Source organism: Wenyingzhuangia sp. 2_MG-2023 (genome assembly GCF_030548295.1).
Lineage (GTDB): Bacteria > Bacteroidota > Bacteroidia > Flavobacteriales > Flavobacteriaceae > Wenyingzhuangia.
The window spans coordinates 1-24,943 of the sequence record NZ_JAUOSB010000027.1 but is presented as its reverse complement, the minus strand read 5'-3'; the positions used below and the strand labels follow the sequence as shown (position 1 = coordinate 24,943).

General features: G+C 33.3%; 21 protein-coding genes and 2 tRNA genes. All 23 read right to left on the bottom strand.

Features of this window, described 5'->3' with window-relative positions; translation table 11 throughout:
• Positions 1-162 precede the first annotated feature (162 nt).
• A tRNA-Thr gene (locus tag Q4548_RS15755) sits at positions 163-236 on the bottom strand.
• 113 nt (positions 237-349) lie between these two features.
• The gene (locus Q4548_RS15750) at positions 350-2,722 is read right to left on the bottom strand and encodes a tyrosine-protein kinase (RefSeq protein WP_303456715.1); all 2,373 of its coding nucleotides are present in this window, start codon (positions 2,720-2,722) and stop codon (positions 350-352) included.
• A 5-nt stretch (positions 2,723-2,727) separates the two neighbouring features.
• Positions 2,728-3,516 (bottom strand): polysaccharide biosynthesis/export family protein, encoded by a 789-nt coding sequence (locus Q4548_RS15745; protein ID WP_303456713.1) that lies wholly within the window; start codon positions 3,514-3,516, stop codon positions 2,728-2,730.
• An 80-nt stretch (positions 3,517-3,596) separates the two neighbouring features.
• Positions 3,597-4,988 carry an undecaprenyl-phosphate glucose phosphotransferase gene (locus Q4548_RS15740; RefSeq protein ID WP_303456711.1) on the bottom strand — a complete coding sequence of 464 codons (1,392 nt, stop codon included), beginning with the start codon at positions 4,986-4,988 and terminating at the stop codon, positions 3,597-3,599.
• 82 nt (positions 4,989-5,070) lie between these two features.
• Complete coding sequence (locus Q4548_RS15735) at positions 5,071-5,829, bottom strand: glycosyltransferase family 2 protein (RefSeq protein ID WP_303456708.1); 759 nt, start codon at positions 5,827-5,829, stop codon at positions 5,071-5,073.
• Between the two features lie 127 nt (positions 5,830-5,956).
• The gene (locus Q4548_RS15730; protein ID WP_303456706.1) at positions 5,957-6,856 is read right to left on the bottom strand and encodes a glycosyltransferase family 2 protein; all 900 of its coding nucleotides are present in this window, start codon (positions 6,854-6,856) and stop codon (positions 5,957-5,959) included.
• Positions 6,857-6,863: 7 nt separating this feature from the next.
• A complete protein-coding gene (locus Q4548_RS15725) occupies positions 6,864-7,424 on the bottom strand; it encodes a DapH/DapD/GlmU-related protein (RefSeq protein ID WP_303456703.1) in 561 nt (186 codons plus the stop codon).
• Positions 7,411-8,538 carry a glycosyltransferase family 4 protein gene (locus Q4548_RS15720; RefSeq protein WP_303456700.1) on the bottom strand — a complete coding sequence of 376 codons (1,128 nt, stop codon included), beginning with the start codon at positions 8,536-8,538 and terminating at the stop codon, positions 7,411-7,413. The genes Q4548_RS15725 and Q4548_RS15720 overlap by 14 nt, the downstream gene beginning before the upstream one ends.
• 46 nt (positions 8,539-8,584) lie before the next feature.
• A complete protein-coding gene (locus tag Q4548_RS15715; protein WP_303456696.1) occupies positions 8,585-9,673 on the bottom strand; it encodes a glycosyltransferase in 1,089 nt (362 codons plus the stop codon).
• A gap of 3 nt (positions 9,674-9,676) precedes the next feature.
• Positions 9,677-10,825, bottom strand: a complete 1,149-nt coding sequence (locus tag Q4548_RS15710; RefSeq protein ID WP_303456694.1) for a glycosyltransferase family 1 protein — start codon at positions 10,823-10,825, stop codon at positions 9,677-9,679.
• A 9-nt stretch (positions 10,826-10,834) separates the two neighbouring features.
• Positions 10,835-11,872, bottom strand: coding sequence for a glycosyltransferase (locus Q4548_RS15705; RefSeq protein ID WP_303456692.1), 1,038 nt, complete (start codon positions 11,870-11,872; stop codon positions 10,835-10,837).
• A 12-nt stretch (positions 11,873-11,884) separates the two neighbouring features.
• Positions 11,885-13,201 carry an O-antigen polymerase gene (locus Q4548_RS15700; RefSeq protein WP_303456689.1) on the bottom strand — a complete coding sequence of 439 codons (1,317 nt, stop codon included), beginning with the start codon at positions 13,199-13,201 and terminating at the stop codon, positions 11,885-11,887.
• 259 nt (positions 13,202-13,460) lie between these two features.
• A complete protein-coding gene (locus Q4548_RS15695) occupies positions 13,461-14,615 on the bottom strand; it encodes a glycosyltransferase family 4 protein (RefSeq protein ID WP_303456687.1) in 1,155 nt (384 codons plus the stop codon).
• A gap of 140 nt (positions 14,616-14,755) precedes the next feature.
• Positions 14,756-16,129 carry a lipopolysaccharide biosynthesis protein gene (locus Q4548_RS15690; RefSeq protein ID WP_303456685.1) on the bottom strand — a complete coding sequence of 458 codons (1,374 nt, stop codon included), beginning with the start codon at positions 16,127-16,129 and terminating at the stop codon, positions 14,756-14,758.
• A 3-nt stretch (positions 16,130-16,132) separates the two neighbouring features.
• Positions 16,133-16,735 (bottom strand): acyltransferase, encoded by a 603-nt coding sequence (locus Q4548_RS15685; RefSeq protein ID WP_303456683.1) that lies wholly within the window; start codon positions 16,733-16,735, stop codon positions 16,133-16,135.
• Positions 16,736-16,934: 199 nt separating this feature from the next.
• Complete coding sequence (locus Q4548_RS15680; RefSeq protein ID WP_303456680.1) at positions 16,935-17,897, bottom strand: acyltransferase; 963 nt, start codon at positions 17,895-17,897, stop codon at positions 16,935-16,937.
• 84 nt (positions 17,898-17,981) lie between these two features.
• On the bottom strand, positions 17,982-19,109 hold the full coding sequence (gmd, locus tag Q4548_RS15675) for a GDP-mannose 4,6-dehydratase (RefSeq protein WP_303456676.1): 1,128 nt from the start codon (positions 19,107-19,109) through the stop codon (positions 17,982-17,984).
• 56 nt (positions 19,110-19,165) lie between these two features.
• Positions 19,166-20,116, bottom strand: coding sequence for a GDP-L-fucose synthase (locus tag Q4548_RS15670; protein WP_303456674.1), 951 nt, complete (start codon positions 20,114-20,116; stop codon positions 19,166-19,168).
• Positions 20,117-20,122: 6 nt separating this feature from the next.
• Positions 20,123-21,094, bottom strand: a complete 972-nt coding sequence (locus Q4548_RS15665) for a type I phosphomannose isomerase catalytic subunit (protein ID WP_303456671.1) — start codon at positions 21,092-21,094, stop codon at positions 20,123-20,125.
• A gap of 4 nt (positions 21,095-21,098) precedes the next feature.
• The gene (locus Q4548_RS15660; protein WP_303456668.1) at positions 21,099-22,424 is read right to left on the bottom strand and encodes a UDP-glucose/GDP-mannose dehydrogenase family protein; all 1,326 of its coding nucleotides are present in this window, start codon (positions 22,422-22,424) and stop codon (positions 21,099-21,101) included.
• A 6-nt stretch (positions 22,425-22,430) separates the two neighbouring features.
• Positions 22,431-23,705 (bottom strand): nucleotide sugar dehydrogenase, encoded by a 1,275-nt coding sequence (locus Q4548_RS15655; RefSeq protein WP_303456665.1) that lies wholly within the window; start codon positions 23,703-23,705, stop codon positions 22,431-22,433.
• Between the two features lie 67 nt (positions 23,706-23,772).
• On the bottom strand, positions 23,773-24,750 hold the full coding sequence (locus Q4548_RS15650; protein ID WP_303456662.1) for a Gfo/Idh/MocA family protein: 978 nt from the start codon (positions 24,748-24,750) through the stop codon (positions 23,773-23,775).
• 119 nt (positions 24,751-24,869) lie between these two features.
• Positions 24,870-24,943: transfer RNA gene (locus Q4548_RS15645), tRNA-Val, on the bottom strand.

The window sequence follows — 24,943 nt, the reverse complement described above, 5'->3', positions numbered from 1 at the left end:
AGGCGTTAGAAATCTAGAATTCTTCCTTTTTAGATTAACCAATATTTTTGCGTAAACACAACAATTTGTCTTGATCCATAAACTTGCTTAGGACAAACTTCTCGTTCTACATCTTATTCCAAACAAAAAACTCCTTGAATTGCTTCAAGGAGTTTTAAAAAGAGCCGATAATAGGACTCGAACCTACGACCTGCTGATTACAAATCAGCTGCTCTAGCCAGCTGAGCTATATCGGCGTTGCGGGTGCAAATATAGTTGCTTTTTACAATTCTACAAACATTTTTATTTAAAAAATGAAAAGTTTTTTTCGCACAAAAAAACCTCATTGATACTGAGGCTTTTAACTTGTTTATTTCTTAAATATTTTTTGAAAAATATTCTTATGTTCGTTTTCTTTAGGGTAACCATACCCACCATATCCGTATCCATAACCTCTGGTATAATCTAATCCGTTTAGCAATACCGCCATGTTTGGCAAACGTTTTTCATTATACAACCTTTCTGGCACTTCTAAGAAACGTTTGTCCAAATAATTAGATCTGGCTGTGTACAGCACCATGTCTGCATACTTGCTAATCATTAATGTATCTGTTACTAAATTTACAGGAGCTGTATCTACTACGACGTAATCAAAAGATTTTTTCAACTCTGCAAACAAATCTTCTATTCTAGAGCTTAACAAAAGTTCTGCTGGGTTTGGAGGTACTACTCCAGAACTTAACAGATACAAATTATCAAAACCTTCTAGTGGAGACACCATATCTTCTAGCAAAATATTTTTATCAATTAAATAATTAGACACTCCCTTTCTATTTGGCAAATCTAAATATTGTGTAATTTTTGGAGCTCTTAAATCCATTCCTATCAATACTACTTTTTTACCCGTCAATGCAATAGAAGCTGCTACGTTAACTGCGACAAATGTTTTTCCTTCACCAGAAATTGTAGAAGTCACAAAAATAGATTTGGATTTGGACTCTACCGAAGCCAGCATAAAATCTAAATTGGTTCTCAGCAATCTAAAGGCTTCAGCTGTACTTGTTCTACTTCCTTTTCTAACGACTATTTTCTCCCCTGATTTGTCAAAAGGAATGTCTCCAAGCAAGGGAGCTGTTAGAGCCTCTTCCAAATCACGTCTTGATTTGAACTTGGTGTCTAATAGATCTCTTAAATAGATAAAAGAAAATGGCACAAGCAAACCTATCATTAATCCAGCCAAAACAATCACCTTTTTTTTAGGAGCAATTGGTAAACTTAGGCTATATGCTCTGTCGATAACTTTAGAATTGGACACTGTTACTGCCATAGATATTTCATTCTCTTCCTTTTTTTGTAATAAATAAGAGTATAGTTCTGCAATAATGCTTTGTCTTCTTAAGATTCCTCTATACTCCCTTACTTGTTTAGGCAGTGCAGATATTTTATTTTCGAATTGCTTTTCTACAGAGTTTAAAGATTTTAATGAAATTTCTAATTGTCGTTTTGTCCCTATCAAAGACCCTTTGATATTGTCTATTGAGTTTTTCAACTCCATATTTAAATTTTGCACCACAGGGTTGGACATTGAAGAGTTTCTTAACAATCTATTTCTTTCAAACAACAACTCATTGTAGTTGTTCACAGACAAGCTTAATTGAGGGGCTTCCGTAATCCCGATACTTGTAGGTAGCAATTCAAAATCTTCTTTTTCTTTTTGAATGTCTTCAATCATAAACTCCACCAATCTTAATTCAGACTCTTTTTTAAAGATTTCTTGTTCATTTACTGATTTGGCATCTACAAATACTTGGGATTGCAATGCAATGTCAGTAATCTGCTTGTCTGACTTGTACAATTCTTCATTTCTATCAACCTCATCCAATTCTTCTTTTATAACCTCTAAACGCTTTGTGATGAATTTGTCTGTTTTTTCACCTACCAAGTTTTGATCGTCAATAGACATTTGGTTGTACAAATCTACCATCGTATTTAAAATGTCTCGAGACTTTGATTTGTTAGCATGCTTTAAATTTAATTCAATTATATTAGAATTTTGATCAATAGAATTTACTTCTACCTTTTTCTTATAATTCTCAACAACATTGTCTATTTTTTTAAAGACCACCCTATATTTTTCTCCTTTTTTATTTTTCAAGTCACTTTTGAAAGGTGTTATTAAAAAAACATGTTTTCCAAAAGATATTTTTTCTCCAAATTTGACGGTTATTTCCTCTTCACTCTCTTCTGCTTGGTATTTGAACTGAAAATTGTCTAAAATGGTTACATCCATGAATGTATCCAATTGATAAAAATCTTCCTTATCAGACAGTACTTGGTATTTTATAGGAGACGATTCTTTGTAAAGTTCTATCTCTTTTAATCCTTTTTTCTGATAAATCTCAAAATTTAAATTCAATTTCTTTACATAAGCGAATGCCAAAGACCTAGATTTTAAAACTTCTACTTCATCATACACGTTACTGCTAGAACTCAATCCTAGTGAAGATAAATCTTGGAACATTTTTAAATCCGTGGATGCTCCTCCATCTTCTTTTACCAATACTGAAGCTTTGGTTTCGTATATATTTACTTTTGTTTTTACTAAAAAGACAGCTACTGCTCCAGCAAGTATTATTGATAAGAAAAACCATTTCCAGTGCATCAGGTATTTCTCTAACTCAGCTCGTAAGTTGATAGATTGACTGACTTCTCTTGAATATTCACTATTTGTATTGTGACTCATACTGATTATCTTGTTAAAATAGAAATTATGGTTATTAACAAACCTGTTGCTGAAATGATATACGATGCTGTTGGCGAACTTGCAGATGCATTTACCTGTGGTTTGTTTGGAGATACGTAAATCACATCATTTTGCTGTAAGTAGTACACAGGAGATGTCAATATTTCTTTGGTTCTCAAATCAATTTTATGATATTCCAACTTTCCATTGTTTTCTCTAATCAATTTGATATCATCTCTTTTTCCATGAATGGTTAAATCACCCGCCAAACCTATTGCTTGTAAAACCGAAATTTTATCTCTATTGATTGTATATTCTCCTGGCGAACTTACCTCTCCTAAGACTGAAATTCTAAAATTCACCAACTGCACATTTGCTTTTACATCTGGTAAAAAGGGTTTTAATTTTTCTTCTAAAAAGCTTTCTAATTCTATTCTACTTTTTCCTACTATTTTTAATTTTCCTAGTTGCGGAAAACTAATTTCTCCATTTTTATCTACCAAATAAGACTGTTGTTGCTGTTGCCCTGAAGACATAATTCCTCCTGTATTGAAAGAAGTTATATATAAATTAAAGGGTCTAGCGGCTTCAGGGTTTATTGAAGAAATATTTATTGTAATTCTATCATCTACTTTAAATACTGGTGAAGAAAACATCAATTGCCCTCCGTTGTCTATACCACTTGACTGCGTTAAGTCTTGTAAGTAGATTACATCTTTTCTAGAAGCACATGAAGACATGAACAGTGTTAGCAGAGTAACGCATAGTAAAAATTTATAACTTGTTTTTTTCATAATTTATTTTTTAAATACATGTCTTTACACAACCCCTCTATTTGGCATGTATTATAGGTAAACTTAAACGATTCTTTTCCTTAAAAGGCATTCTCGTCTTGCTTGAAAAACATGGACCAAGCAGTGATGAAAATAATTTTTAAATCTAAGATAAAACTCCAATTTTCAATGTACCAAATATCAGCTTCTGCTCTATTAGCCATGTCTCTTACAAACTTGGTTTCTCCCCTAAACCCATTGATTTGTGCCCAACCGGTAACCCCTGGTTTTGCAAAATGACGTACCATAAATTTGTCTACCAATACTCTATATTCTTCGGTGTGTTTTAACATGTGAGGTCTTGGCCCTACCAATGACATATGATTCATCAATACATTTAATATTTGAGGCAATTCATCAATACTCGTTTTACGCATAATAGCACCAAATTTTGTGATCCTCTTATCATCTCTTGTAGCTTGTTTGGCATCACTATCACTATTTACAGTCATACTTCTAAACTTCAAACACTTGAATGACCTTCCGTCTTTACCCGTTCTTAGTTGCGAGAAAAATACAGGACCCTTACTTGTTGCTTTTATGATGATTGCAATGATTGGAAATAACCAAGAAAATATTAAAATGACAATTCCCATAGAAAATACAATGTCAAAAATTCTCTTGATAGCTCTATTAGACAAACTCTGTAATGGTTCTTTCCTCAATTTCATTACGGGCACATTCTGTACGTAATCTATGGTAAAGGCTTGAGACAAGTATTCTGAGAATTCTGGTATGATTCTAACTCTGATCATATTGTTATCTGCATACTCAAACAATTTATTGATCAATTCACTTTGAGAATATGGTAACGAAATGATGATTTCGTCCGCTTTGTTTTTTTCTAAGAAGGTAGTAATCTCCGACAATCTCCCTTTGTAATAATCTTTAATTTCATTAGTTACAACAGCATCTGTAAACAGAGCTAAAATTTTAAATCCATAATTTGGATTGACGTATACATCGTTGATTAATTTAGAAATATTTGCATTCATTCCTATCAACACAATATTGCTCTGTTTGTTTCCTTTTCTTCTAGTGCGTTTTAACCAAATTACCAAAAGTGTTCTTGCCAGTAGCACAAAAAACGTAAACAAGCACAATGTAACAACAACAAATGCTCTAGAGAACTTATAATCTGTCCAAAAAAAGATAAGCCCTGTACTTATAAAGCTAAACAATCCTATTGCTACTAAGTTCTTAGACATTACTTTGTGTAACTGCACAATTCTTGGCACATCGTAAAGGTCTCTTTTCAATCCGATGATACTCCATAATATAATCCAACCAAAAATAAGTCCGTTGTATAAATATTTATTGGGAATTTCCCAATCAAAAACAGTCTCTTTAGCCGTAAAAAACGCTATTAATAAAAGAACAATATCAGTAGATAATGTGGTGATGGATATCGCTTTGTTTTTGTTTTGAAACATATTTTTTTTTTTAGGTAAACTTAAAATATTTTTTTTTTAAGAGCTTAAAAAACTCTCAGAATTAACATATTTATAACCAACTTTAATACTTCTTAACTTTTGGCAAAAGATATTGGGGTATTTTCCTGAAAATTTTAAAAAATAATGTCACTACTCCCCATAACTTGTTCTTTTTTATAATTACCAGATCCTCGTTTGATTTTTTCTTTTGCAATGCTGCTGTAGTGCTTTTCCCCCCCATACGCATTTTCACCACTATACTTTTTAAATACTCTTTCTTAATAGCATTGTCTTGAAACCATTTTAAGGACAGGTCATAATCTCCAGCGATAGAAAAAGATTCATCATACAAACCATGTTTTTTAAAAATTTCTTTTTTCAAAAATATTGTTGTGTGTAAAGGAATCCATCCTAATTTTAAATTCAACTTACCACATTTCTGCCCTCTGTAAATTCTTTTTATCTTTTTGGTATCCTCTCTTTGTACATAAATACCATCTGCATAAACCAGGTCTACTTGTTTGTTTTTAAAAACTTCTACATATTCCTCAATTGTAGTGTTGGAATAAAATAAATCATCTGAATGCAAAATACCTATCACATCACCAGTAGCCGCTTTTACTCCTTTGTTTAACGCTGAATACAAACCGTTGTCTGGTTCCGATTTGTAGCAATCAATTTTATCTAAATACTTTAATATGATTTCATTTGTACCATCTGTAGACCCTCCATCAATTATAATGTACTCAATATCTTTATAAGTTTGGTTTACAACCGATTTGATGGCTTCTTCTATAGAACCTTTGTTATTGTAAACTATCGTAATGATAGATATTTTCATTATTTATTTATTTTAATAAACTTCCTTTCCCTAATTTTTCTTCTCAAAACAATCTTATTTCACACATGGTTTTCTAAGACTTTATTCTAAAACTACTGCATTTCTAAAATTCGTAGACAAACATATGTCATTTCACGCTATATTTATGCCTAATGTACTCTCTAATTTTTCCTTTGTCTCCACCAAATGTTCTGTTCAATTCGTATATTTTGGCATCTACTAAAAAACGATACCAAAAACCTTGCAGCACATGCCATACCAAACCAGACTTTCCGTCTAAAAAACCTAGTTTGAAAATATATCGGTAGAAAAAATACATTACAGGTCTTACAAATAGAGGCAAATTTAAATACCTTGATTTCAAATATCTTTTTCTCTGTTCACTTGAACCAAACAATTTTGGCTGTAATTCACTTTTAGAAAAAATATTGTACTTGGTATCTAACAAGTCAATCATTTCCCTTGTAGCATAACTGTTGTGTTTTGTTGTCCACCAACTTAAATCATTTAAGTTTTCATCTACTTGTACTATATCCATTTTTAAAACCTCTCCATCAGATAACTTAATATGTTCGTCCATCCATCTATTTTCACAAGTTCCTTTTCCCAACTTCCATATTTTTAAATGCCAAACAGGATACCATCCACCATATAGCAACTCTCTGCCCATAAATACGATTTTTCTCTTGACATAAATACCTGAAATATCCTTATCTAAATTTGACAATTCAGACGACAAATCCATACTACTATTCTCTATATACTCATCCGCATCTATTCTCCATACCCAATCAGACTGAATGTTACAATTTTCTAAAGCCCAATTGAATTGCGTTGCATAATTCACCCAAGAATTTTGATATACTTTTGCCCCTAATCTTTTGGCGATTTTGACTGTGTTGTCTGAGCTGTAAGAATCTACTACTACAACCTGTTCTACTGTGTGTTTTAAGGATTGAATGCAACGCTCTATGTGTTGTTCTTCATTGTAAGTAAGTATGACTGCTGTAATTGTAGTTTTCTTCATGCAAATTTTATTCTAATACTCTTTCTTTGATCCATTTTGCAGGATTCCCCCCCACAATTGTATTTGCCTTCACCTCTTTTGTTACCATACTCCCTGCTCCAATTAATGCGTGAGCTCCAATGGTAACCCCTGGCATGACAAACGCTCTTGCTCCTATAAAAACATTTTGTTCAATGGTTATTTTCTTCGTAATTAACTGCATAGATTTTTTTTCAAAAGCATGTGTCCCCGAGCATAAATAAACCTCTTGAGCCACTGTTGCGTTTTCATGAATTTCAATCACTCCTAATGTGTATGCATTTGCTCTATCTCCTAAACATGCTTTGTTGTGCATGATCAAGTTCCAAGGAATTTGTATTCTAGCCCTTTGGTGCACAAAAGGTTTTCCATATAAAGTTGCTCCAAAAGACCTTAACACAAACAATCTCCAAGCATTAAATGGTTTTGGTGTCCAACTGCACAATAACATCCAAGTATATTCCCACACCAACATTTTTACTCTTTGGTTCACAGACCATGGAGAATCTTGAGGGGTTGTTTGTTGTTGTTTTATTTTAGTTTTCTCCATTTAGCATGTGTTTGAAATCTTCTAAAAACATATTGCTGATGCACAAAACAGAATGGGTTTCTCTTACTTTGATAGCATTGTTCCTTATCATCTCTGATTCCTTTTTTTCTAAATCTGCTATTTCAAAAATATACTTTACCACTTCATCTATTGCACTCTCACTACGGTGGTCAAAAATATAACCATTTTTTTTAGCAATGATAAAATCTTTGAAACAATCTAAATTTGATACGATAGGAATACACCCCCAGGCCATGGCTTCTAAAGGAGCAATTCCAAACGTTTCTCCTTTTTCTGCCAAAGAAGGGTATGCAAAAATACTTGCAGTCTTGTACTCTTTATTCAATTTTTCTGCATCGTATATTGGATCTATAAATAAAATATTTTGATTGCCTAGCGCTGCCTTTTTCAACATTTCTACATATTTGTCTCCTCCTCCTCCTTGATTTACTTTATATGGTCCAATGATTTTTAATTGGTAGCCTTTCAACCCTTTTTTTTCCGCTTTGATAAAAGCCTCTATCAAAATATTGATTCCTTTTTCAGGATGAATTCTCCCTACATACAAAATGATCTTTTCTTTGTTTTTAGGTACTCCTACAACATTGTCTGTTAAAAAAGTCAAAGGATTGGGTATGACTTTTACTTTTGACTCCAAAAATGAAGCCTCCTCTACAATTGCATTTTTCACTGCTGAAGAATTGGCTCTTAACCTTGCCACGTGTTTGTAAAATCTCATTTGTCCTTTGGGCATTCTTGCCACATCTACACAAACAGCTCCTTTTTTTTTGTTTCTCAACAACATAGGCAACCAAAAAGTATTGGTCACCACTATATCACTCTGTATGTTCTTTAATGTTCTACATGCATATATTAAATCGTAAAACTTTAATAAAATAGCATTTTTAGGTGTCATAAAGCCTTTGATCCTTATGTGCAACACTCCGTTTATATATTCCTTTTTATCAAACCCTGGATGTGTTTTACTAATATGCACAACTTCATGGCCTTGTTTTGCAAATTCTTGAGCCATTAAAAACCACCTCTTTTCTACAGCTCCCCCCATAATTGCTGGTATAGGAAGAAAAGCTCCTTGTACTATTGTTATTTTCATTGTTTTATCTTTTACAATATAGTTACATAATAAACTACCAACTATTCTACCCCTTATTTTTTATTATTTGCGTATACATTTTTTTAACGTTGCTTGCCACCACAGCAATGTCGTAGTTTTTTTTTACTAAGTTTATTCCCTGTTGCCCCATTTTTTGCAGGGTTTCTTCAGGCGTTTGCATAGCCTCTAGTAATGTTTGCTTTAAGTTTTCTACAGACAATTCTATCCACCAACCACATTGATGTGTTTTTAATTCTTCCCAAGGAGTTCCTGTCGTAGTTATTACAGGAACCCCTACAGCCAAAGCTTCCGCCACCACAATTCCAAAATTTTCACTATAGGTAGGTAACACAAATACATCACCTCCTTTTAAAAAAGTCCATTTTTCTTCACCATATTGAGCCCCAACTAAACTTACGTTCTCTATTTCTTCCTTCTTTATTATTTCATGAATGGACTTGATGTAATTTTCATCTCCTTCTCCTGCAATTTCTAAACTCCATGCTGTATTCTTGATTTGTTTCCATGCATCTAGTAACAACTCTATTCCTTTTTTTTCATGTATTCTAGATAGAAAAACAACCTTTTTTGTTCCATAATTAACTTTGGGTTCTGGAATAGCATTCAACAACACCCCGTTGGGAATGTTTATGGTTGGAGTTTCAAACCCTAATGCTATAATATTCCTTTTTTCTAGCTCACAGGTTACGTGTATTGCATTGGCTTTTTTTAAATCTTTGTTTAAGTACAAAAACCTACCTATCCTTTTTTTCAAAGGACGTTGTTTCATGATCCAAGGCTCCAACATTCCCCTTGGTGTTACCACATATGGAATGCCTTTTAATCTTGCAATCCCTGCCAATACATGCACATAAGGATCCCAAACGTGTTGCAAATGTATTACATCTACTTTTTGCTTAGACAATGAAAACCCAAACCAGAACAACTGAACTATTGATTTGTATATCACTCTAAAATTTTCCGTAGTAGGCACCTTTACTGGATTTTCAGTTTCTCTTGTGATGATTTCAATTTCCACATCTAAATTTGCCAATTCCTTACAAGTCTGTGGCACACTTCTAGAAGGGCCTCCTGCACTTACGTCTATCGAACCAACAACATGAATTACTTTCATCCCTTATATCTTTTTATAAACATCTTCTATTCGATCTAACACAGCTATTGGATCAAATATTTTTGCTTGTTTTATGGATTTTTCTACAGCCTCATTTTTTTGACCTGATTCCAAAGTGACAACTTTATTTAATAACATTGCCCCTTTTTCTTTCCATGAGTCCCCCGTGCTTTCGTCCTTTTTTTCTATATAAAAACCAGCTTCTCCAGCCACTTCATTCATAGGTTGCTCGTTGGTAGTTATGACTAAGCATCCAGATGCCATAGCTTCCGCAATAGGCCATCCAAAACCTTCGTAGAAAGACGGAAACACAAATACACTTGCTCCTTGGTATAGTTCTCTCAACATTAAATCTTCCACTTGTGTCACAAAATGAATGTCATTTGTCCACAAAGATTTTTCTTTCAATGCTACTAATTTTTCTGTGGGAATTTTACCAACCATTAGTAACGGCAAATTTAAATTAAATTTGCTTCTCCAAGCCTCAAAAAGCTCTAAAACTCCCTCTCTATTTTTATAAAATTGATTCCCTCCAACATGCATCACATATCCCTTTTTCAGGTTGATGTTCAACTGTTTTGACAGCTTATTTCTTAATGCTAATCTATCTATTGATGGGCTAAAATTTTGATTCAACCCATTGTAAATTACTTCGGAAATGTTGGGCTTAGATTCTAAAAAACGATGTAAATCTTTTTGTGTCTTTTTAGAAATGGAAATAAAGTTCTTTCCTTTTTTATATCCCCATCTAATAAAACGTTGGTAGTACTTTCCTGTAAAACCTGTTTTGGCCTCTGAAAACTCTCCCAAAGCCGATTTCTGAGCAATAAAGTCATGACAATGTACTATGTGTTTTCTATTTTTGACCAAAGGTACCCAAGGTCCTAATGCCTGATCAGCAAAAACAAACAAGGTGTTTTTAGATGTTTTTTGTAGTTTTAGCTTTACTTCTACAGGAAATATAAGGTATTGATCTATGTAACCGAACCATTTTTTTAAAGGTTTTATGGGCAATTGGTAACATCTAGGTTTGGGAGACCATACTTCTGTTTGATGTCCTCTGTCCTCCATTCCTTTTTGCAACATGTTGGCATAACGAGGCATGCTTGTTGAATTTAAAAAAGAGGGATGTGTAAAAAAAATAATATTCATAAATCTGCTTTAATTGTCAATAGCCATAAGTATTTCCCTACAAACATCCTCATTACCTACTTTTAATTTCTTTACTTTTTCACGACCTTTTTCTTTGATACTCTCTAACAACTCTTTGTTATCTAACAATTCCTTACATATTTTTATACACTCTTCTGGATTGCTCCAAAAAACCGCTTCTTCTTTATCAATGTACATCTTTTCATGTGTAACTGTTCTTTCTGCACAAAAAACAGCTCCGATATAAGGTATCTCTACAGACCTACTCGTGTATAAATCTCTATTTCCTTTTGATAACATTCCTAAGCATATTTTTGCTCCCTGTATGGCTGCTACATAATCTCTACCTTCTAAATGTTTGCCTTTGTGGTATTTTGAAATGATATTCCAATTCGGTGACTTTTCCCAACGCCCCCCCCAAATAGAGATATTTAACCCACCTTCAATTAATTTCAACAAAAACTCATCTCTGTGTTCATTTTTCATCCATGTCCCAACAAATACAATATCCGATTTGAATTTAGCATCTATATCATTTGTTTTCTCAAACGGATGGTGTACAATTTCATCATAACTCATGTAAACTCTTATGACATTTTTAACACCTAATTGTTTGTATTCATTTACATTTATGTCTCTCATTACCGCACACACATCGTAATAAGGAATTCCCTTTAATAAGGATATAAATCTATTTCCATCTCTACCTCCAGTTGGATCATCGTTGTTGTACAGTACAATTTTTTTTCCCTTTGTTTTGAGTTTCTGTAAAACTTTGGCTCCAAAAAACTCTCCACTATTCACCCAAATCAAATCAAAATCTATGGTATCAATCAATTTAGATACTTTTTGATGCATCCTATTTTGAAGCAAAACATATCCTGTTCTATAGTGAATTTTATCTGCTAAAAAACTGAATTTATTTTTAGGAATGAATTCTTTCGGATCTATTCCTTTTACCTTATAGCCTAATCTTTCCAACGTTTTGAGTCTGTAAAAACTATTAGAAGCTTTGCTTAAATCTCCAAAATATAATATTGTTTTCATTCTCAATTGTATTTATATTTTTACTTGATATTGTTTTTTATCAAAAACAACAAAACAAATCCCTAAAAAAACCAAAGTTCTAAATCCAGAAAACCAACCTGTAAGAGCACTTTCTCCTAACTTTAAAACAACGAGTTCAAAAAACACTCCTATAGATATGATCAAAAAATAAGTATTAAAATTCAACTTTAAATTGAATTTTAATAGAATAGCCCATAAAAAGTAGATAAGCAATGGATAGATTAAAACACCAAAATAAGAAAATTCTGTATAAGCACTTAGATATAAAGAATCCGCAGTATCTAACGTTCCTATCTTAAAATGTTGATAAAGTAGCCCTTCCTGTACAGGGTAGTCTTTTTTATTGGGTATTAGTGGTCCAGGGATAACCCAAATAAGTGAATTGAATATATTTTCTCCATATGTAAAGGATTTATTCTCATAAGCAAAACAAGCAGACAACGGCCAAGCTATCAATGGCCTAAACGCAATGTTCTCTATAGATTCATCTTCATATTTCTCCATAATTTTAGGTGAATTTGAAAACAATTCATAAGCCTCCATAAACATATCAATACCTTCTGCGCTAGAATTAAAGTGTATTTTATAATTTCTAACAAATTGACTAAAAACAAAAACACCACTAACTACAGGCATCAAAAGCAATGCGATCATTGCAACTTTTAATTTTATGGTTTTTCCAAATAAGTACCACCAATAAATCAAAAAAACAAATAAGTATACAATAGGTCTTCTACCCGCAGAAAAACTAATAAAAAAGATTGGAGCTAAATAAAGTAATGTTTCAATCATTCTCTTGCTATAAAACGATTTTATTCTTATAGCAAAAAGCACTAAAAAAACTTTATAAACAAACAGAGATGTATTAAAAAAGGGCAACCAAAAAGGAATCTTTCCTTCTTGAAAACTTTCTATATTTAAGGTCCTTTGTCCAATAATCCCTAAAGAAATGAGCAACATTTGAATGGCAAACAAAAAAATTAATACAACCCTTATTTTTTTATCATCTAGTATTTCTATTTTTTTAATTTTATGATATAACAATGCCTCTCCTTCTTTTATTTTTTTAATTCCACCCAGCAAAGACAAAACACATGAAAATATAGTTATGTAGATTATTGCCAACACATAATTGTATAAATCTGTTTTTATTGAACCATTTTTAAAAGTATGAGACAATGAATTTTTTAAAACAAAATGGTGTATGATTAAAACAACCACCCAAGCTATGTTGTTGTACAAAACTAAAAACCATGCTCCTATTTTTAAAAGACTTAATCTGTTTTCAGGTGTTTTTACAAATTTCAAAAACCACTTTACTAATATTATTATAGAAAAGATAGAGGAAACATAGGAAATCGGTTGTGATTCCGTTACTATAACTAAAAGCCAGAATGGTATTGTCATCAATATCACCAATGGTAATTTTGAAGTTACATTTTTATTTATCACACTTTTCATATTTCAGTTACAAAATTAACCTATTCAAAATACTCTATATTATTTTAGACTCTTCTTTTCCTAATTATACTACTCCTTGTACAAAGAGATCCTGCTAATAGTTTCATCAACTAGATGCATTTATAAACTTTTTGAAATTATCTCCATATGTATCCCACCCCCCTAATAACTTTACTCTTTCTAACGCATTGGCACTCATTTCTGCTCTTAACAAAGGCTGGTCTATCAATTTTTCAAAACTTTCCTTTATGACATTTGCATCTCGAATTGGAATTATAAAACCTTCTTTATTTTCTTGAAACAAATCATATGCCCCTGTGTTTACAGAGGCTATTACAGGACAACCACAAGCTAAAGCTTCTGCCATTACCATTCCAAAACCATCTTCAATAGAAGGCAATATAAAAACATGGTGCGTACTGTAAAAGTGCTTCAATTCAGTATTGGGTATAGCTCCTTTAAAAATCACACCGCTTAAATCGTAATTGCGTAACCTCTCTTTTACAAAATTTTCTACAACGCCAATGACTGTAAATTTTTTGTTTTTAACCTTCAAACTCTCAAAAGCATCTAATGCATATAAAAATCCTTTTCTAATACTTGCTTGACCTACCCACAGTACGGAAAATTCATTTTCATCAGGATCGTTTGTTTTGTGAAAACGTGTTACATTGGCTCCGTAGGGAATTTTTTTTAATTTGGACAGAGGTACTCCTTGTGCGACAAAGCTGTCGTACACAAATTTTGAAGGCACTGTAATGTAATCTGCTTTTTCGTATTCTTCGTATTCTCTTTCTAAAATTCTGGTATCATTCCCTTTAAAGGGTATTTTCCATTTTTGATACTCTTGTTTTAAAATATCGTCCTGAAACTTGATATGAGAAGACCCTCTGTCGCAAACCCATATCCCTCCTTTTTTCTGATTTTTTTGCCCCGAAATCAATCCCGACCCTGACAAAGAAATTAAAAAAGTAGGTTCTTTTATTAGAGAAGCTACATACTTATCTAGTATTGTTTGATTGTAAAACCTCCAATGGTCATTTAACCATTCTATATTACCCAGTCCTAGTTTTCCTTTCATCATATAAGGAGCATGGCTCCACGGAAAAGATTTTATTTTATGTTCTGGAATTCCTTTTTCATCTTTTAATTTGAACTTAGGATAGCCTGTGTAAATTTTGTTTAACAAGCCGTGTTTCTCCATTTGACGAGCCAAATGAAAATGATGAAATCTACCAATACTAATTTGTGTTACTTTCATTTTGTGTTTTCTTAAATTTTGGTATTTGTTGCAGACACCTCTCCTTTTAGATACATGCTTTACTTGTATACATCCTGCAATAACATCCTCTTTTTTATACACCCTAAAAATAACAATCTTAGAGCGAACTCATTCATTTCTTAAAAAGAGATTTTACGCAATTTCACTTTCACCAACAACAACACATCTTTACAATCATATAGCCCATGAGAAACAAACTCTTTAATATTCATTTTCAATAACTTGCAAGCACTTGGTAAAATCAATACAGCCATTAAAACCTCTAAAACCAAACAACCAAAAGCAACTCCCACCAAGCCCATGGTTTTGGCAAACAAATAAGAAATCCCTACTGAAATCATAGCAGAAACAAGCCCATAAATCGCCAATCTATAGGGTTCATTTATTGCACGGAAGACTTCGGCAGAAGCCCACCATACAGAATTGAATAAGATTCCCAAGACCATTACACTCCACACATAAGGAGGCACGATCAATTCATTGTGTGTCCATAAGGTATAAAACCACATTCCAAATAACAATAAAAAGAGTACTCCTATAGCTGAAATTACAAAAGTAGCCAATACAGCAACTCTGAATAGTTTTTGTGCTTTTATCCAATTTCCTAAACCAATTTCAAATTGTAACTCAGGAAATACACTTATAATGATCATCGAATACAATTGATTGACAGAACGGCTTAGCGTACGTACCGTGTTGAAAACGGCTACCGCTTCTGCTCCTAATACGATTCTCACCACAAAAGTGGTTCCTTGAAAGTAAATGGATTGCCAAACTGGAGACAGTAAATAGCCCAATCCTTTATTTCCTATTTCTTTAAATTCTTGTTTGTCTCTTATTCCTTTGTAGTTTTTAAAAATATCTAGTATTTTTTTTCCTTTGTACTGAAAATATAAGTTAAATACTACTATTACGAATAATTGAGAAAGTGCAAATTCAACCACTCCGTACCCTAGCAACAAAACAAGTAAACCTAATATAAGATCTGAAATTTCTTTAATATTATTTAAGTTTGTAGCCAATGCTGCTTTTCTTGCTGCTCTAAAATAAGACTCAAACAATTGGCTGTAAAAATTCAACAATCTTGCCAAAATTAGAACAGACACCGCCATGATGGCATCATTTTTTTCAATCAACGATTTTTCAAACACTTGGTAATGGTCTAACACAAAAATGGCAATAAAACTCACCAACAAAGCCCCCAAAATCGCACATGTTATCATAAACATTCCCGATTTGTTGATATTGGCTGCTCTTTGTTTGTCTCCTGATGCGTAAGATAAAATTAAACTATTGGCTGCTGCTGTTCCAAAACCAAAATCTGAAAACGCCAACACAGTCGGAATAATGGTCAATGTCAACCACTCTCCGTAATAAGCTGCTCCCCAAGCCGTGATAAAAAATGGCACTAGAAATAACTGTTGAAAAACTTTTATTCCTTTCCTTAAGAATGAAGCTATTCCGTTTTTTACAATATTTTTTTTTGAAGACATTTCTTATTTATCTTTATATGCATCAACGTATGCTTCGTAATCATTACTTAATAATGATTCTACACACAAATTAGAATGAATTACCTTTCGCTTTCTGATGAACTTGGCTGGGTTACCTGAAACAATGTCCATATCCTCTGTAGATTTCACGACAACAGCTCCAGCTGCACAAACAGTTCCGTATGCTATTTTTCTACAAGACGGCAACACAAAAACTCTTGTTGCCAACCATACATAGTCTTCAATTTCTATCCCATAGCTTTTATGTTCCCAATCTAATGAATCAACATTATGACTGTTCGTCAAAATTTCAACATCTTTACCAATCACAACATTGTGCCCAATGGTTACTTTAGCTCTTAAATCTAACTTATCCGTTTGTATTGATGTATTGTTACCAATAGTCAAATTTGAATTTGCTTTTTTAGCAAGCGAAATAGGCATTGTTACATTATTGCCCACAAAAGCTCCTTTTTTTCTAGCAATGGATGAAATACGTTTGTACTTTAGATAATTCTTATACCTAGGATACAATCCTTTTAGATATCTCAACAAGCTTCTTTGCTGTATCTCTCTTTTGTATTTTGAATCTTTTATTTCTTCCATAATTATATTCACTTAACATCTACTTTAGAGTAATAATTAAAAACAAGAATTTACATCTCTATATCAACTTGCTTGTTCTTTTTTCTACCCACCTTTTTCTTAACTGATCTATCGGTTTGTCAAAATATTTAAACACAACATATGAAAATAAATATGTTGTAGCAATAAACCCTAGTAAATAAGGAATACGCTGCATTTTTTATATTCCATCAATATAATAATTATAAGGTATCATAAACATCCAATGGCTTAAATAAAGTGTGTAAGACATTCCTCCCAAAAGTGCATCTCTTTCATCACTCTTTTTTAAAACACTATTTGCCAAAAAAGGAATCAACAGAAAGGAAATTGCAATATTAAAATATTCATTGTAACTATTTTCAGTTGTTTTTACTAAATGGAATACATCTGGTATTATGTAATGAAGTCCAAGTATTGTAAAAAAAACTATATTAAATATCATCTCTGTTCTAACTTTGAACTTAATTTTAGATTTGTAAATAGCAATACCTATTAAAAAATAAACTAGGTATTTTAATACCGTTTTTGAAATAAAAGTATCCTCAAAATAATACACCAACACTAGCATTAATAAAAAACTAAATAAAAGACAAGCGATTCTTTTTATTTTAGAATTCATTATAACCAACAAAAAAGGGACTAATAAATAAAACTGCATTTCAATATCTAAAGACCACGCAGGGACTAAAGGCTGGATTTTTAATTGATTATATCCAATTAAAAAAACATTAGACAGAGTGTACAAAACACCTTTTGTTTCTAACAAATCAATCTTAGTAAGTAACTCCTTTTTATAGTAATAAATCATTATAAAATTAAGCAGACTGAGTAAATAAAATACCGGAGCTAAGCGCAATAACCTGCTTGCATAAAAGACAAATAATGATTTTTGGCATTTTTTATATTTTTTTTCATACATCAAAGCAACCCAATACCCACTAAGAATAAAAAAACAAAATACCGCCATTCCTCCGACAAAAACATTTTTGGTCACATGAAACAGAACCACTAACGATGCTAAAATGAATCTTACTAAACCAGGTTTTAACATAAATATTCTTTTAATTTTTATTTCAGCGCTAACTCCACGTCCAAAACTGTACTGTAAAATAAAACCATGGCTAAAATAAACTTTAGTCATGGTTTTATCACTTTAATTTCTATTTCTTATTCAAAAATAGCCTAAGATTCAGTAATCAGCCTTATGTACTGATTTCCTTTTTTATTATTCAAGTTGTTTTAAAATCTGATGTCCAGCTTTTAACAAGTCTACATCTTTTTTCATCAAAGCAACATCTCCTTCCATCATATCTTTTACCAAACCAGCCAAATCATATTCAGGTACCCAACCTAACTTGTTTTTAGCTTTTGAAGGATCTCCTAATAACAAATCTACTTCCGTAGGGCGGAAATAAGAAGGATCTACAGACAATACTTCTTTCCCAATTTCTACCTGAAATTCTTTGTTGTTACAAGCTGTTACGTATGCTTTTTCTTCTACTCCTTCGCCTTTGAATTCTAATTCAATTCCTACCTCACCAAAAGCCATACGTACAAAATCACGCACGGTTGTTGTTACTCCTGTAGCAATTACCCAATCTTCTGCTTTGTCCGCTTGTAAAATCATCCACATCATACGAACATAATCTTTAGCATGTCCCCAGTCACGTTTTGCTTCTAAGTTTCCTAAAAATATCTTGTCTTGTAATCCTAATGCAATTTTAGATACCGCACGGGTAATTTTTCTAGTCACAAACGTTTCTCCTCTTCTAGGAGATTCGTGGTTAAACAACAAACCATTACAAGCAAACATATCGTATGCCTCTCGGTAGTTTTTAGTGATCCAGAATCCATAAATTTTTGCTACTCCATATGGAGAACGAGGGTATAAAGGAGAATTTTCATCATAAAAACCATTTTCGTTTTTATTCTCTGCCAAACCACCAAATAATTCTGACGTAGAAGCCTGATAAATTCTGGTTTTCTTTTCCAAACCTAAAATTCTTACTGCTTCTAATATTCTTAAAGTCCCTAATCCATCAACATTCCCTACATATTCTGGAGAATCAAAAGAAACTTTTACATGAGACATTGCCCCTAAGTTGTATATTTCGTCTGGTTGACTTTCTTGGATGATACGAGTCAAGTTCATTGAATCTGTTAAATCACCATAATGTAATTTCAATCTTTGATTTGGATCGTGAGGATCTTGGTACAAATGATCAATTCTGTCTGTGTTAAAAAGAGACGATCTTCTCTTAATACCATGAACCATGTATCCTTTTTCTAATAACAACTCTGCTAAATAAGAACCATCCTGACCTGTAATTCCCGTAATTAATGCTACTTTCATACTTTTTTAATTTATCTTTTAATTTATCTTTCCCTTATATCTTAAAATCTAAAGATTTACATTTTTACTTGCTTGAAACTTTCAATATTTTCAAGGAACCACTGGTAAGTTTTCTCAATTCCTTCTTTTAGTTCCACTTGATGTTTCCATCCTAACTCGTGCATTTTGCTAATGTCCATCAATTTTCTTGGTGTTCCATCAGGCTTGGTACTGTCCCAAACAATTTCTCCTGTATGCCCTACAGCTGCCTGTATTGTTTCTGCCAATTCTTTGATGGTTAAATCTATTCCCGTACCTACATTGTACAAGTATTCTGGCAATACATTTTCCAAAGCAAACACTACTGATTTTGCCATGTCATCTACAAACAAGAATTCTCTCATTGGAGTTCCACTTCCCCATAGTTCTACAGGTGTATTTCCATTGTTTTTAGCTTCGTGAAACTTACGAATCATTGCTGGCAATACATGAGACGTTTTCAAATCAAAATTATCGTGCGTACCATACAAATTGGTTGGCATTAAACTTACAAAATCTTTTCCAAACTGATTTCTGATGGCCTGACAAGCTTTTACACCTGTAATTTTTGCAATGGCATACCACTCATTTGTAGGCTCTAAAGTATCTGTTAACAAATACTCTTCTTTTAATGGCTGCGGAGCAAATTTAGGATAAATACAAGAACTCCCTAAAAAGATGAACTTTTGGACATCACTTTTATTTGCTGCATCAATCAAATTGTTTTGAATTTGCATGTTCTCCATGATAAACTGATACGGGTAATCATTGTTTGCCAAAATCCCCCCAACTCTAGCAGCAGCATCTATGACTACCTCTGGTTTTTCTGTCTCAAAAAAAGCATCAACTTCTTTTTGAGATCTTAAGTCTAATTCTGAACTTGTTCTTCCCAATAAGTTGGTGTAGCCCTCTTGTTCCAAAACTCTCCAAACAGCACCACCTACCATACCTCTATGGCCTGCAATGTAAATTTTAGTATCTTTTTTCATCCTTTTTTATTTTATATATACCTCTAAAATTTCAGCCTCTATAGCTTTTAGACTGACTTCCTTTTCTTTTGCAGGAACCAATAATGTCTCCCCTTTTTTGATGGTTTCTGAATTACCAGAAACAATAATTGTAGCTTCACCTTCTACACACATATAAATCACAAAAGAATCTAATTCTGCATAGTTTTTTTCAACTTGTCCTTTAATCTTTAAATAATTAGTGGTAAAATATTCACAACTAGCAATGTTCGCACTCTCATTTGGAATGGTCTCGTAAGAACACTTAAAATCTTTGTTAAATTTATAGTCAATTGCATCCAAAGCCAACTCTGTGTGCAATTCTCTAGAATTCCCCTGGTCATCTACTCTATCCCAATCGTATATTCTATAAGTAATATCAGAAGTTTGTTGAATTTCAGCAATCATACACCCTGCACCAATTGCATGTACCAAACCTTCTTTGATAAAAAAGCTATCTCCTTTTTTCACTTCTTCAAAATTCAACACTTCTAGAATTTTTCCAGAGTTCAAAGCCTCTACATAAGTCTCTTTGTTCAATTCTTTGGTAAACCCTACATTCAATTTAGAATCCGAATCTGCGTCCATCACGTACCACATTTCTGTCTTACCAAAAGAATTGTGTCTTTCTTTTGCCAAAGTATCGTTTGGATGTAATTGTATCGACAAATTTTCTTTGGCATCAATAAATTTGATCAATAAAGGAAATTTCTCCCCAAAAGATTCAAAAATTTTACCTCCGACCAAGTCTCCTTTGTAAGAACTGATTAAATCCGTTAGATTACTTCCTTTTAATGCTCCGTTGGATACCACAGAAATATCTCCTGGCACATTAGAAATCTCCCAACTTTCTCCAACTGAATCTCCATCAGTTTCTTTGTTAAACAATTCTTTTAATTTGGTCCCTCCCCAAATTTTATCTTTCAGGATGGGTGCAAATTTGATTGGATAATTGATCATTTTGTTATGCTTTACCTATTTGAAAATATTCAAATCCTTCTTCTTCAATGTCAAATACGTTGTATTGATTTCTACCATCAAAAATAACAGCGCTCTTTAATAATTCTTTGATTTCCATAAAATCTGGAGATCTAAATTCTTTCCATTCTGTCAATAAAATCATAGCATCTGCACCTTCCAATGCTTTGTATTTTGATGCCACATATTCTACATTTTCAACACCTTTTAAATAAAACTCTTGCGCTTCGTGCATTGCTTTTGGATCGTATGCTTTTACTTTCGCACCTCTTTTCACCAATTCTTTGATTACATAAATTGCTGGAGCTTCTCTCATATCATCCGTACCTGGCTTGAAAGAAAGCCCCCATACACCAAAAGTAAACCCACTTAAATCTTCACCAAATTTTGCAATCACTTTGTTTGCAATGACAAACTTTTGAGCATCGTTTACATCCTCAACAGACTCTATTAATTTTGCTTTGTAACCATGCTCTTCTGCAATTTTTTTCAATGCTTTTACATCTTTAGGAAAACAAGACCCTCCGTAACCTGCACCAGGATAAATAAAACTATATCCAATTCTATTGTCTGAACCAATACCAATTCTTACTTTGTTTGCATCTGCTCCCACTCTTTCACAAATGTTTGCAATTTCATTCATGAATGAAATTTTAGTAGCCAACATGGTGTTAGCAGCATACTTGGTCATTTCTGCTGAACGCACATCCATCTCAATCAAACGATCGTGGTTGTGTGTAAACGTAGCATACAACTTTCTCATTACTTTGAAAGCAGCCTCTGTCTCAGCCCCTACCACTACACGGTCTGGCTTCATAAAATCATTCACAGCAGCTCCTTCTTTCAAGAATTCTGGATTGGATACTACATGAAACTCAATATCAACTCCTCTTTTGTCTAACTCCTCTTGTATGGCAGCTTTCACTTTATCCGCCGTACCAATAGGCACCGTAGACTTGTCTATGATCACCAATTTTTGAGTCATCTCTTTTCCGATGGCTCTAGCTACAGCTAACACGTATTGCAAATCTGCAGAACCATCATCCCCCATAGGAGTTCCCACTGCTATAAAAGCCACCTCAGAATTGATCAAACCATCTTTTATATCCGTGCTGAAATTCAAATTTCCTAATTCAAAATTCTTTTTCACTAAGGGTTCTAATCCTGGTTCGTAAATAGGAATGATCCCATTTTTTAAAGCTTCTACTTTTTTCTGGTCTATGTCTATACAAGTTACTTTGTTTCCCATTTCCGAAAAACACGTACCTGTAACCAAACCTACATATCCTGTTCCTACAACTGTAATATTCATTTTATGTTATAATTTACCGTTAACTTTTTCTTTATCTAACACACTTTTCACATCGTAAACAATGCCTTCTTTCACTAATAAACTTTCTAAATCCACCCCTAACAATTCCTCATGAGGAACCGCAAAAACTACTGCTTCGTATTTTTGATTTGGGTATTCTTTTAAAATCTCTATATTGTATTCTCTTTGTACTTCTTGACTGTTCGCAATAGGATCGTATACCTCTACCTTCATTCCATAATCCTCCAATTCCCAAACAACATCTACGACTTTTGTATTCCTAACGTCTGGACAATTCTCTTTGAATGTGATTCCCAACACCAATACTTTGGCTCCTTTTATTTTGAGACTGTTTCGAATCATCAACTTGGTGATTTGCGAAGCTACATATGCCCCCATACCGTCGTTCATTCGTCTTCCTGCCAAAATAATTTCTGGATGGTATCCATATTCCTGAGCTTTCTGTGCCAAATAATAAGGATCCACTCCAATACAATGTCCACCAACCAAACCAGGTTTGAAGGGTAAAAAATTCCATTTGGTTCCCGCAGCTTTCAGCACATCCGAAGTATCAATATCCATCAGATTGAATATTTTAGACAATTCGTTGACAAATGCAATGTTGATGTCTCTTTGTGAGTTTTCTATTACTTTGGCTGCTTCTGCTACTTTTATGGTGGGTGCTAAGTGTGTTCCTGCTGTAATTACAGAATTGTATACTTGATCGATTACTTTTCCCATTTCTGGAGTAGAACCCGAAGTTACTTTTAAAATTTTATCTACAGTATGTAGTTTGTCTCCTGGATTGATTCTCTCTGGCGAGTAGCCTACGTAAAAATCCTCATTAAATTTGAGACCTGAAACTCTCTCTAACACCGGTACACAATCTTCTTCTGTTGCTCCTGGATATACTGTAGACTCATAGACCACAATATCTCCTTTTTTTAAAACAGCTCCAATGGTTTCACTTGCTTTGATCAAAGGAGTCAATACTGGCCTGTTGTTTCTATCCACAGGAGTTGGCACAGTAATGATGTAAAAATTACACTCCGCTAAATCTTTTAGATTTGACGAACAAAACAATCCCGCACCTCCGTCCGTAGCTGTCACCAAAACTGAAGATAATGTCTCTTGATCTATCTCAAGTGTTACATCTTCCCCAGCCCTTAGTTCGTCTATTCTCTTCTGATTGATATCAAAGCCTACCGTATTGTATTTCGTTGCAAAAAGTCTTGCCAACGGCAACCCCACATAACCCAAACCTACAATACCAATTCTCATATTTCTTTTTTGTCCAGCCACAAATATATATTAAATCTTCTAAACTTATGTTAAATAAAATTTGTATTTACATAAAAGGATGCTTCTCTTTTTCGCTATAAAATAAAGGATGTACTTCCTCTTCTTTCGGCTCTACAAACTCCTTATTTCTAATCTCATGTACTATATTGATGGAATTTCTGGCATCTTTCAAACCAAAACCTCCCCCTTTCAATATTTCTTTGTAACTCTCTGTATGTAATTCTGTAAATCCACCACTAAACTCCACTTCATCTCCATCCACAGTAATTGATCGATAGGTTCTTTGTCCTTTTTCTTTGATTTCCTCTGGGATCAAATCATAGTTGATGGATAAAAACCATTTCACTCTCGCTTTTTCAAACACAAAATACCCAGAAGCTCTGTCATGGCTATGTTCAAACACCAAGTTTTCTTTCAATTCTCCAAACACCCAAGACAGCATGTCAAAAAAGTGCACCCCAATGTTCGATGCAATTCCACCCGACTTAGCCACATCTCCCTTCCACGAAGCATAATACCACTTACCTCTAGAAGTTAAATACGTTAAATCTACCTCAAAAACTTTGTCTTTGGAAGCCTCTGCTACTTTTTTCTTTAAATCTAATATAGCTTGGTGGTGACGTAATTGTAAGATGGTGTAAATCTTGTTGCCCGTTTCTTCTTCAATCGCTTCTAGTGCATCAATATTCCAAGGGTTCAATACCAAGGGTTTTTCACAAATGGCATTTGCTCCAGAACGCAAAGCCATTCGAATGTGTGCATCGTGTAAATAATTGGGTGTACAAATACTAACATAGTCCAGCTTTATTCCTTTTTCTCTCTTCAACTTTTCGACATGCCTATCAAATCGTTCAAATTCAACAAAAAAAGAAGCTTCAGGAAAGTAAGAATCCATGATTCCCACACTATCATTCTTATCCAAAGCAGCTAACAAAACATTCCCAGTATCCTTGATTGCCTTTAAGTGTCTAGGTGCAATATATCCTGCTGCACCTATCAGCGCAAAATTTTTCTTATGTGTCATAAAACGAAGATAGTCTATCCGCTAATTCTAACCAAATATAGAAAAATCAAGGTGACAAAATGAAGTATTTGGAAATAAAAAAACCTGCAAAATTGCAGGTTTTTAATACGATTCTTTTGTGGGCAATGAGGGATTCGAACCCCCGACCCCCTCGGTGTAAACGAGGTGCTCTGAACCAACTGAGCTAATTGCC

Excerpts from the sequence above, each read along its gene's own strand:
- Q4548_RS15750 (WP_303456715.1), bottom strand. The coding sequence starts at position 2,722 with ATGAGTCACAATACAAATAGTGAATATTCAAGAGAAGTCAGTCAATCT.
- Q4548_RS15745 (WP_303456713.1), bottom strand. The coding sequence starts at position 3,516 with ATGAAAAAAACAAGTTATAAATTTTTACTATGCGTTACTCTGCTAACA.
- Q4548_RS15740 (WP_303456711.1), bottom strand. The coding sequence starts at position 4,988 with ATGTTTCAAAACAAAAACAAAGCGATATCCATCACCACATTATCTACT.
- Q4548_RS15735 (WP_303456708.1), bottom strand. The coding sequence starts at position 5,829 with ATGAAAATATCTATCATTACGATAGTTTACAATAACAAAGGTTCTATA.
- Q4548_RS15730 (WP_303456706.1), bottom strand. The coding sequence starts at position 6,856 with ATGAAGAAAACTACAATTACAGCAGTCATACTTACTTACAATGAAGAA.
- Q4548_RS15725 (WP_303456703.1), bottom strand. The coding sequence starts at position 7,424 with ATGGAGAAAACTAAAATAAAACAACAACAAACAACCCCTCAAGATTCT.
- Q4548_RS15720 (WP_303456700.1), bottom strand. The coding sequence starts at position 8,538 with ATGAAAATAACAATAGTACAAGGAGCTTTTCTTCCTATACCAGCAATT.
- Q4548_RS15715 (WP_303456696.1), bottom strand. The coding sequence starts at position 9,673 with ATGAAAGTAATTCATGTTGTTGGTTCGATAGACGTAAGTGCAGGAGGC.
- Q4548_RS15710 (WP_303456694.1), bottom strand. The coding sequence starts at position 10,825 with ATGAATATTATTTTTTTTACACATCCCTCTTTTTTAAATTCAACAAGC.
- Q4548_RS15705 (WP_303456692.1), bottom strand. The coding sequence starts at position 11,872 with ATGAAAACAATATTATATTTTGGAGATTTAAGCAAAGCTTCTAATAGT.
- Q4548_RS15695 (WP_303456687.1), bottom strand. The coding sequence starts at position 14,615 with ATGAAAGTAACACAAATTAGTATTGGTAGATTTCATCATTTTCATTTG.
- Q4548_RS15690 (WP_303456685.1), bottom strand. The coding sequence starts at position 16,129 with ATGTCTTCAAAAAAAAATATTGTAAAAAACGGAATAGCTTCATTCTTA.
- Q4548_RS15685 (WP_303456683.1), bottom strand. The coding sequence starts at position 16,735 with ATGGAAGAAATAAAAGATTCAAAATACAAAAGAGAGATACAGCAAAGA.
- Q4548_RS15680 (WP_303456680.1), bottom strand. The coding sequence starts at position 17,897 with ATGACTAAAGTTTATTTTAGCCATGGTTTTATTTTACAGTACAGTTTT.
- gmd (WP_303456676.1), bottom strand. The coding sequence starts at position 19,109 with ATGAAAGTAGCATTAATTACGGGAATTACAGGTCAGGATGGTTCTTAT.
- Q4548_RS15670 (WP_303456674.1), bottom strand. The coding sequence starts at position 20,116 with ATGAAAAAAGATACTAAAATTTACATTGCAGGCCATAGAGGTATGGTA.
- Q4548_RS15665 (WP_303456671.1), bottom strand. The coding sequence starts at position 21,094 with ATGATCAATTATCCAATCAAATTTGCACCCATCCTGAAAGATAAAATT.
- Q4548_RS15660 (WP_303456668.1), bottom strand. The coding sequence starts at position 22,424 with ATGAATATTACAGTTGTAGGAACAGGATATGTAGGTTTGGTTACAGGT.
- Q4548_RS15655 (WP_303456665.1), bottom strand. The coding sequence starts at position 23,705 with ATGAGAATTGGTATTGTAGGTTTGGGTTATGTGGGGTTGCCGTTGGCA.
- Q4548_RS15650 (WP_303456662.1), bottom strand. The coding sequence starts at position 24,750 with ATGACACATAAGAAAAATTTTGCGCTGATAGGTGCAGCAGGATATATT.